This is a genomic window from Robertmurraya sp. DFI.2.37 (assembly GCF_029211245.1).
GTDB lineage: Bacteria > Bacillota > Bacilli > Bacillales > Cytobacillaceae > Robertmurraya > Robertmurraya methanolica_A.
Window position 1 is genome coordinate 33,850 of record NZ_JARGEJ010000043.1, and the last position, 8,133, is coordinate 41,982.

Annotated in this window: 7 protein-coding genes and 1 pseudogene; 7 read left to right on the forward strand and 1 reads right to left on the reverse strand. The window is 39.6% G+C overall.

The features are described from left to right. The first annotated feature begins 3 nt into the window (after positions 1-3). From PZE06_RS18875 to PZE06_RS18895, 5 genes and pseudogenes are all read left to right on the forward strand, one after another. A complete protein-coding gene (locus PZE06_RS18875; protein WP_275791870.1) occupies positions 4-288 on the forward strand; it encodes a hypothetical protein in 285 nt (94 codons plus the stop codon). Further along, positions 260-2,692: a phage tail tape measure protein gene (locus PZE06_RS18880; protein ID WP_275791871.1), complete on the forward strand. Its 2,433-nt coding sequence runs from the start codon at positions 260-262 to the stop codon at positions 2,690-2,692. The genes PZE06_RS18875 and PZE06_RS18880 overlap by 29 nt, the downstream gene beginning before the upstream one ends. A 76-nt stretch (positions 2,693-2,768) precedes the next feature. Beyond that, entirely contained in the window at positions 2,769-3,164 is a 396-nt protein-coding gene (locus PZE06_RS18885) for a phBC6A51 family helix-turn-helix protein (RefSeq protein ID WP_275791872.1), read from the forward strand. Positions 3,165-3,368: 204 nt separating this feature from the next. After that, positions 3,369-3,461, forward strand: a pseudogene (locus PZE06_RS18890) (iron-sulfur cluster assembly accessory protein); the annotation flags it as partial. Between the two features lie 282 nt (positions 3,462-3,743). Then, entirely contained in the window at positions 3,744-4,310 is a 567-nt protein-coding gene (locus PZE06_RS18895) for a GNAT family N-acetyltransferase (protein WP_275791873.1), read from the forward strand. A gap of 258 nt (positions 4,311-4,568) precedes the next feature. On the opposite strand, the gene PZE06_RS18900 is transcribed toward PZE06_RS18895, so the two are convergent. Next, complete coding sequence (locus tag PZE06_RS18900) at positions 4,569-5,564, reverse strand: NAD(P)/FAD-dependent oxidoreductase (RefSeq protein ID WP_275791874.1); 996 nt, start codon at positions 5,562-5,564, stop codon at positions 4,569-4,571. Between the two features lie 432 nt (positions 5,565-5,996). Here PZE06_RS18900 and PZE06_RS18905 point away from each other — a divergent pair, with 432 nt between their 5' ends. Beyond that, positions 5,997-7,214: an NAD(P)/FAD-dependent oxidoreductase gene (locus PZE06_RS18905; RefSeq protein ID WP_306421269.1), complete on the forward strand. Its 1,218-nt coding sequence runs from the start codon at positions 5,997-5,999 to the stop codon at positions 7,212-7,214. A gap of 226 nt (positions 7,215-7,440) precedes the next feature. Beyond that, a complete protein-coding gene (locus PZE06_RS18910) occupies positions 7,441-7,764 on the forward strand; it encodes a YuiB family protein (RefSeq protein ID WP_275791876.1) in 324 nt (107 codons plus the stop codon). The last annotated feature ends 369 nt before the right edge of the window (positions 7,765-8,133 follow it).

Genomic DNA, 8,133 nt, shown 5'->3' on the forward strand with positions numbered 1-8,133 from the left:
AAGTTGAGACAAAGAGATGTAAGTAAAATTCTACGCATTGGGGCAGCCGTTCAAAAACTTCGCGGAAACCGTAACCATGTCGAAGCTTTATCGGAGCTTCAAGCGCTTAAAAAGACGGCACTAAAAATCAAAGACAAGACTCACGGCCCTAAACTCGTTAAAACAATCGATGAGTTTATCGCGGCTATAAATGCCGGTATGACGGGCGACCAAAAACAAGCGGCGCAACACCTTGCGAATATGGAGAAGGAGGCGCAGCATGGCGGCGGTACAAAACCTACTCGTTAAAATCGGTGCAGATATTAGCGGCTTAACGCGCGGCATGCGAGATGCGACGAGTCAAATTACGAATATGCAGAGTCGGTTAAATCAATCATCGCAAGCACTAAAAAAAGTCGGTGCCATCGCAACAGGTGCGGGCATAGCAGTCGCCGCTGGGCTTGGCGGAATGGTTAAAACTGCCGCGGACTTTGAAAGCACGATGAGCCGTGTCGGTGCTATATCGGGGGCCAACGCTGATGAGTTAGCCAAACTTACCGAAGCAGCAAGAAAAGCCGGAGAGTTGACAGCGTGGTCGGCGTCACAAAGTGCGGAGGCATTACAGTATCTTGCACTTGCCGGCTGGAAAACAGAGGAAATGATTGCGGGACTTCCGGGCATGCTTAACCTTGCGAGTGCCGGAGCGCTCGACTTGGCTACAGCGGCGGATATTACGTCAGATATGATGTCGATGTTTGGAATTGAAGCTAGTAAAGCCGGATATGTTGCCGATGTATTTGCCAAAGCATCAACAAGCGCAAATACGGACGTTGCACAATTAGGCGAGGCGCTTAAATATCTAGGGGCAAACGCAAATGCACTCGGATGGGATATCGAGCAATCATCGGCGGCTATTATGGCATTAGCGGATAGCGGGGTTAAAGGGTCAATGGCGGGGCAAGCCTTCGCAACTTCACTCGGTAGACTTGCTAAACCCACGGCTAAAATGGAAACGTTGATGAAAAAATTAGGACTTAGCTTTTTTGATAGTGAAGGTAATATGAAGTCGATGCCAAACGTTATTAAAGAGTTAGAAACCGGCATGAAAGGCATGAATGCGCAACAAAAATCGGCAGCCCTTACGACTCTATTCGGAGCGGAAGCGTTTAAACATTGGCAAATTTTAATGAATCGCGGCTCGACCGACCTTGAGAACATGACGCAAGCGCTACGAGACTCAGGAGGCACAGCCGAGGAAGTAGCCAACAAGCAGCTTGATAACTTAAACGGACAACTAACGTTACTTAAATCGGCATTTGAGGGAGCCTCAATATCGTTAGGGAGTGCGTTGTTACCAGCGTTGTCGGCTATTACTTCGGTTGTACAACAAGCCGTCGATTGGTTTAACGGATTAAACGAAAAAACAAAGTCAATGATTGCCATTATATCCGCATTAGGTGCGGGTTTATTAATTTTTGGCGGATTGTTTTTGATGATAGTTGGTGCGATTCCGTCGATGGTTATCGGTTTTGGGATGCTTGGAACGGCTTTATCCGCATTAGGTGGGGTTTTTAGTGCCATACTGAGTCCGATTGGGTTAGTGATAGCCGCGATTGCTGGGATAGGTATAGGTCTAAAAGCAGCCTATGAGAACGTAGAGTGGTTCCGAAACGGAGTAGACACAGCTTTTGCTTTTATTAAAGATAGCATTAGCCTAGCGATTAACTTCATCAATGAACAACTTACAAAACTCCGAGAATTTTGGTCTGAAAATAGCGACTCCATATTGTCAAAGGCGCAAGAAATCTGGACAGCAATATTAAATGTGATAAATGAGGTTTTATCAACGGTGTGGGGGTTTATACAAGACATTTTAGGTAAAATCCAAGAGTTTTGGCAAAATCATGGCGACTTTATCACCAATATTGCTTCAACGGTGTGGGGTGCCATCAAATCAGTAATTGAGGGAACCCTTAGTAGCATCAAAGATAATATAGAGTCTGCCCTCGGTATCATTAAAGGAATATTTGAAGCTGTTTGGCCCATCATATCCGGTGTTGTTACTATAGCGTGGGGATTAATAAAAACAACCGTTCAGAACTCAATTGACTTCGTTTACGGCATTATTGACACGGTGATGAATTTATTAAAAGGAGATTGGGAAGGCGCATGGGAATCTATTAAGGAGACCGCAGAAAGCATTTGGAACAACATTGAAAAGTTTTTTGAAGATGTAGACCTTGTAGAAATAGGGAAAAACATTATACGAGGACTAATTAAGGGAATCGGTTCGATGACAAGAGAAGTGCGAGAAACGGTAGAATCAATCGCGAGCGGTATCTCAAACGCAGTCACGGGCTTTTTCGACATACACTCGCCGTCACGATTAACGCGAGGGCAAGGGCGGAACATCGGAAAAGGGCTAGAACTAGGGTTGGCGGACTCGCTTAACGGACTTATTAAAATGAGCGAAAAAGTATCGGAAGCTGTTTCGTCATCTATCGACATGTCTTACGATACGCCGAACGTAGCGACTCGAGCATTTGCGTTTACTCATGCGCTAGAAAACGAAAACCACCGACCAAGCGTTGTCAACATGACGGTCAATCAGCAGTTGCCGGAAGATGTTTCGCCGGCAAAGGAACGCAGGGAACAAGAACGTATTATGCGAAGAATGGCGGAAGATATGGGGGTGCTAACATGGAGCGGTTAATCTTTACGAACGCACGCGGGGAGTCCGTCACATTTGGCGCCTCCGCGCCGTTTGAACTCGTTAAGGAGGAAATGAAATGTTAAAACGAGAACAAATTGAAGCAATTAAGTATTTAGCGCAACCGAAACAAGGAGGACTTACACACGAAGAAATCGCCGATAAGGTGGGCGTAAGCAGGCAAACGCTTTATCGCTGGCGCCAAGACGTGGCGTTTCAAGACGAAATAAAACGCGAAATCGGACGTAACACGATGAATCGCATTCCTGACGTCATCGATTCTTTATTTGCGCAAGCAACTAAGCCGAACCAACCGTCGGCAAAGGCGGCGGAATTATTGCTTAAAACGGTGTCGATGCTAAACGATAGTCTTGTCGTAGAGGATAGGACGAAACGCAGCGAACAGCCGTTAAGCGACGTCGAAGAAATGAAGGCGCAAATTGTGGCGATGAAAGCACGAAGGCAAGCGAAGTAATATAGCGGAAAGACGGCGATGTCCTACGGGGCGTCGTCGGATACATATGGTTGTTTTTTGATTAATGTTTGGGTAATATGGTGTTAGCGACATCTACCGTCATAAGATTCGCTATCCACAATACTATTTGCGAAAAACAACCCTATTATAATAGAAGAAACGCTGATATTTTCGTATTAAGCTAGCGAAAAACTATCCGACTAATTCACGATTGACAATCCAAACGCGATTGCTTCTTGTGGATGTGGCTCATCGTTCAGAACAGCTACGAATACAGGTACTCCGGAGAATTGTTAAGCTATATTGAATAAAAACTGTCCACAATTGACCTTCTCAATCAAGATTTCGATATTGAGAAGGTTTTTTTATTTTTTCTATTTTAAATTAAAAAGCGTGTGAAACCTTACTTCCACACGAAATAATGTCGTTTAAAAAAGCGAATTTTAAAATTAACTGCAAAACTGAGTAAAGCGAGTGAATATGTATTTCGTATAATTGCAAACGAATCAGGTGGTTTATTTTTCCTAAAAAGAACAATATCATTTAGTGAGATCAATTTAATGCAAGAGGGTGGGATGAATGAATTTTTTTAAAGAAGCTCCTACTTTAATAGGAACAAAGGTTACGCTTAGAAATATTAATCCTGATCTCGATAATCAAGTGTTTTACAAAATATTTCAGGAACCGGATATGCATTTATGGACAAGAAATAAAATTCCAGCAAATGAGAATGAAACATATCGAATTCTTTGCCAATATCGCGATTTTGAAAATATTATTGCTTGGTCAGTTATTCGAAATGGATCAGATGATTTTATTGGTACGTACTGGATTGCTCCCATAAATAACGGCGATAAAAAAATAGCTACTGAGGCACAACGTATTGGAAAGAAATATTGGAGAAAGGGGTTTACAAAGGAAGCGCGTAAGCTTGTTTATGATTTTGCTTTTTTTCAATTAGGGATTACAGAAATTCATGCAGGTGCATGGAAAGATAATACGAATTCCTGCAAATCGATGGAGAACATCGGTTTTGTATTACTTAAGGCCGAAAGAAAATTATTTGAAAAAAGAGAGGAAGAATTAATAGAAAATCATTATTTTTTAACAAAGCAAATTTGGATGAGGCAAAGAACATATCTGTAAAGCATTTCCTTCTTCGAGTAATTTTCTATGTTATATGAATGGAAAAAAATTCAAATGATTATTTAGGTTCATTTTAGTCGACCTTAGTGAAACGAAAGTTAAACCTCCATTTTTCAAGTATTTCGTCATGATGCTCTTAATCTAAATTTAATTCATAACGATTTTTCTGAATGAGGATGTCGCATAAAAATTATTACATAATGGGGAAATTCAAAAAAAAAGCAAAGCCTCTCAAAGGAAGACTTTGCTCTCTTTCAATTATTTAAACATAGAAGAACTATGAAGTGGTTGTGCTTTTGCTTTAGGGTCAATATAGGTTTTTGCATTGTTAATGGCAGTAGGTGCCTCGCCAAAGCCGCTGGCAATTAATTTAACTTTTCCGTCATATGTGCAGATGTCTCCTGCGGCATATATTCCAGGTATGTTTGTTTCCATTTTTGAGTTGACAACAATCGAGTTCTTTTCGATTTCAAGTCCCCATTCCTTAATTGGGCCTAAGGAAGAAACAAAGCCGTAATTACAGATGACTGCATCGACATCTAAAGTTATTTTTTCGTCTCCATTTGCTTCTTGAAGAACTACTTGCTTAATGCCGCTAACATCCCCGATTAATTCGGCAGGAACATAAGGGGTTTTAATATCAACCTTCGAATTATGAAGATTTTCAACACTATGCTCATGGGCTCGGAATTTATCACGTCTGTGTACAATTGATACTTTTTCTGCAATTGGTTCTAACATTAAAGCCCAGTCGACTGCAGAATCGCCGCCTCCGAAAACAACGACTTTTTGTCCTGCAAATTGGTTGAGATCATTAATGAAATAATGAAGATTTTTCCCTTCATATTCGGTAGCGTTTTCAAGCTCGAGTCGACGAGGTTGGAAAGCTCCATTACCAGCTGTGATAATAACCGTTTTTGTATAATGAATTTCCTTGTTGGTTGTAAGCTTAAAAACATCGTCATCTTGTTTTTCGATTTTTTCAACAGACTGTTCTAGGATGATGGTTTGATCAAATTTAGACATTTGTTCTTTTAAATTATCAACTAACTCTTGAGCGCGAACTTTTGGAAAACCAGCAACATCATATATGTATTTTTCAGGATACAAAGCAGAAAGTTGTCCACCAAGCTGAGGTAGGCTTTCGATTATTTTAACAGTTGCTTGTCTCATACCCCCGTAGAAAGCTGTGAATAATCCAATAGGTCCACCACCGATGATCGTTATATCATAAATTTTTTGATCCTCTTTCATTCCAAATCCCCCCAGGTTGAATAGTACGATTACCAACTTATATATTACCATAAATAAATTGAAACTTACATCCGTCTCTGTCAATCCCGCGGCTTCATGGGAAAATTTGCGTGGAGTATACGAAAATAGTCTAGTATAAGAAGGTCTTATTTTATGATTTTTCCGAAGATTTATAACATAAGGACTATAAATATATCTTCTTTTTAAGCATATTTAACTTGAAAAACAAAATAAAAAAGAATATCATGTAATTTAGATAATATGTTAACATTCTGTGACAATTTTTTAACATTTTTTTGTCTGCATTCGTGAAGAAGATCACAATCTTTTTTCTTGATATATACTATTATAATTAGCGAATGTGGTGAAGATATATAAGAGTATGCAGAGAAGAGAGAAAAAAATTCTAACAAAAAGGTGGAAGTGATCACTTTGAAAAAGCAAAAGATCGTTATTTTAGGTGCCGGATATGGCGGATTAATGACCGCAACAAAACTACAAAAGGCGGTTGGAGTGAATGAAGTCGATATTCAGCTTGTAAATAAGCATGATTATCATTATGAAACGACTTGGCTGCATGAAGCATCTGCTGGAACATTGCATCATGACCGAGTTCGTTATGATATTAAAGATGTCATTGATCGCAATAAAGTAGAATTTATTAAAGGGACAGTTGAACAAATAAATACTGCTGAGAAAAAAGTTATTTTACAAGAAGGAGAGCTACCGTACGATTATTTAGTCATTGCGGTTGGTTCTGAAGCAGAAACTTTTGGAATTAAAGGTTTAAAGGAACATGCATTTTCTATCGTCAATGTGAACGCAGCACGTCAAATTCGTGAGCATATTGAATACCAATTTGCGACATACAATAATGAAAAAGAGAAAAAGGACGAGCGCTTAACGATTGTTGTTGGTGGAGCTGGATTCACAGGCATTGAGTTTCTTGGAGAGCTAGCTAATCGTGTGCCGGAATTATGCCGTGAATACGATATCGATCCTCATAAGGTAAAAATTATTTGTGTAGAGGCTGCTCCAACTGTTTTACCAGGCTTTGATCCAGAACTTGTGAATTATGCAGTTGCGCAGTTAGAGAAAAAAGGTGTTACCTTCATGATCGGTACTGCCGTTAAGGAAGCGACTGAGAACGGAATTATCGTTGGAAAAGGCGAAGATGAAGTGGAAGAAATTAAAGCTGGAACGGTTGTATGGGCAGCTGGAGTTAGAGGAAACTCACTTATTGAGAAATCTGGCTTTGAAGCAATGCGTGGCCGTGTAAAGGTGCAACCAGATTTACGGGCACCAGGTCATGATGATGTCTTTATCATTGGCGATTCTTCTTTAATTATTAATGAAGAAATCAATCGTCCATATCCTCCGACAGCGCAAATTGCGATGCAGCAAGGTGTGACATGTGCAAAGAATCTGGTCGCACTCATTCGTGGCAAGGAAGAACTTGAGGCATTTACACCGGATATTAAAGGAACAGTTTGTTCATTAGGGGAAGATGATGCAATTGGTGTAGCCTTTGGTAAGAAAATGACTGGCGGCACCGCTTCATTTATGAAAAAAGTGATCGATAATCGCTCTCTCTACATGATTGGCGGACCTTCTTTAGTATTGAAAAAAGGAAAATTTAATATTCTTTAATAAATGAAAAAATCATAAAAAAGCAATTAGATAGCTGTAGACAGGCTCGAATGTAAAGAGTTCATGTCTACAGCTGTTTTTGTTTGAGCACTTTTTAAGTGTTGGAGCATAGTTGTATCGTTTAGGAACTTCCGCTAAATAACTTTTAGCTCATAACCATCTTTTTCATTGACGGGCAAAAGGACATTCAGTACACTTATGTTGATATTAAGGAGGCTTGTATTCAATGCAAATAACGATTGTTACTTTGCCGATCTCCATGCTGTTATTTTTTGTTTTATTTTTTGGAATCGGTTTTATTTTGAATATGCTTTTACGTATGACTTGGATTATGGCTGTAGTTTATCCCATTATCACGATATTTATCGTTGATGATGTGCGATTTATCGAATATTTTACCAATAGTAAAACAGCTTTCAGTGAATTAATCACTGGATTTGCTAACCTTGCTCTATCTGATTTATTAATTTTGGGTAGTGGATTAGCTGGTGCTATCGTAGCTGGTATCGTCATCCGGATTTTACGTAAAAAAGGCTATCAAATGTTTTAAAGTCTTTCGAGTGCCAAGTGAAATGCCAATCAGTTTGAAACAGCATTTAAGTAGTAACATGCTCCCTTTAAAGTAGACAGGTTTAAAGATCTGTCCTCTTATGGGGGCATCTTTAATAAATGACATTAGAGAGAAACAGATACTGTAGCTTAAAACAAAAAACTCTATTCTCCACATGCAACTGCAATTAAAAACCGTGATTTTGAAAAGTGATTGATCAAAATGACGGTTTTTTGTTTGTTTTATAGAAAAGAAAACCCTGGGCTATGCCTAGGGTTCCAAAAAGCTTACAGCGTGGTATTAAAAAAACTTCCTCATGGTGCTAAAATATTTTTGGTTCGCCAACCGAAAATAAATAGCCAGGAGGAA

Excerpts from the sequence above, each read along its gene's own strand:
- PZE06_RS18880 (WP_275791871.1), top strand. The coding sequence starts at position 260 with ATGGCGGCGGTACAAAACCTACTCGTTAAAATCGGTGCAGATATTAGC.
- PZE06_RS18885 (WP_275791872.1), top strand. The coding sequence starts at position 2,769 with ATGTTAAAACGAGAACAAATTGAAGCAATTAAGTATTTAGCGCAACCG.
- PZE06_RS18895 (WP_275791873.1), top strand. The coding sequence starts at position 3,744 with ATGAATTTTTTTAAAGAAGCTCCTACTTTAATAGGAACAAAGGTTACG.
- PZE06_RS18900 (WP_275791874.1), bottom strand. The coding sequence starts at position 5,564 with ATGAAAGAGGATCAAAAAATTTATGATATAACGATCATCGGTGGTGGA.
- PZE06_RS18910 (WP_275791876.1), top strand. The coding sequence starts at position 7,441 with ATGCAAATAACGATTGTTACTTTGCCGATCTCCATGCTGTTATTTTTT.